The sequence below is a fragment of the Corynebacterium tuscaniense genome, assembly GCF_008693065.1.
Lineage (GTDB): Bacteria > Actinomycetota > Actinomycetes > Mycobacteriales > Mycobacteriaceae > Corynebacterium > Corynebacterium tuscaniense.
Map to the genome: position 1 here is coordinate 1 of NZ_VXKH01000132.1, position 1,172 is coordinate 1,172.

Sequence of the window (1,172 nt, forward strand, 5' to 3'; positions counted from 1 at the left end):
CGATGGCACCACCCATCCCCTCGACCTTGCTCTGCCGGGCCGCGCCAACCGCGGTAACGCCGCCCAAGCTGTCGCCGCCGCCGTGGACGTGTACGGCGTGGACACCGCCGCCGCCATCGCGGCAACGGAGCAGGTCGATGACGTCGCCGGCCGCTACACCACCATCACCTGGGGCGACCGCGACATCCACCTGCTCCTGGCCAAGAACCCCGCCGGCTGGCAGGAAGCACTGTCCATGGTGAACCGGGAGGCCGACGGCCTCGTCATCGCCGTCAACGGTCAACAAGGCGACGGCGAAGACCTCTCCTGGCTTTGGGACGTCAAGTTTGAGGAGTTCGATGACATCGCTGTGAAAGCCTCCGGCGAACGCGGCACCGACCTCGCAGTACGCCTGCTTTACGCCGGCATTTCGCACGAGCTCATCCACGATCCACTCAAGGCCATTCAGGCCTGCCCACCCGGCAAGATCGAGGTCCTGGCCAACTACACTGCTCTGCTCAACCTGAAAACTGCGCTGCTCAAGGAGGTTTCCCATGGCTGAGAAACTAACCATCGGCCTCATTCTGCCCGACATCCTGGGCACCTACGGCGATGACGGCAACGCCCTCGTTCTCCGCGGCCGCGCCCGCATGCGCGACATCAACGCCGAAATCATCCCCATCAAACTCGGCGACCCCGTCCTCGACGACCTCTCCGCCTACACCCTCGGCGGCGGCGAAGATTCCGCGCAGGTCCTCGCAGCCTCACACCTCATCGCCGACGGTGGACTTACCCGCGCCGCCGCCAACCAGCGCCCCATCTTCGCAGTGTGCGCCGGCCTGCAGGTCCTTGGCGTTTCCTTCCGCGCGCACGGCAAGCTCGTCGACGGCCTCTCGCTTATCGACGCCACCACCTCCTCCCTCCCCTCCCGCTCCATCGGCGAAGTAGTATCCACCCCCACCCGCGCCGGCATCACCAAAGAGTTGTCGCAGCCCCTCACCGGTTTTGAAAACCACCTTGGCGGCACCGTCCTTGGCCCCGACGCCCAACCCCTAGGCACAATCCGCACCGGTAACGGCAACGCCACCGGCGGCACCAATGGTGAAGGCGTTGTCCAAGGCAGCGTCATCGCCACCTACATGCACGGCCCCGCCTTGGCCCGCAACCCGGAGCTGGCCGACCTCATCCTCGCC

Annotated in this window: 2 protein-coding genes; both read left to right on the forward strand. The window is 66.1% G+C overall.

Annotated elements, in window-relative coordinates; all coding sequences use genetic code 11:
- Nucleotides 1–541 (forward strand): DUF1727 domain-containing protein (locus F4V54_RS10840; protein WP_150387142.1); only part of this gene is annotated, 541 nt, incomplete at its 5' end.
- Nucleotides 534–1,172: type 1 glutamine amidotransferase (locus tag F4V54_RS10845; RefSeq protein WP_150387143.1), on the forward strand; the 639-nt coding region annotated here is incomplete at its 3' end. The genes F4V54_RS10840 and F4V54_RS10845, both read left to right, overlap by 8 nt.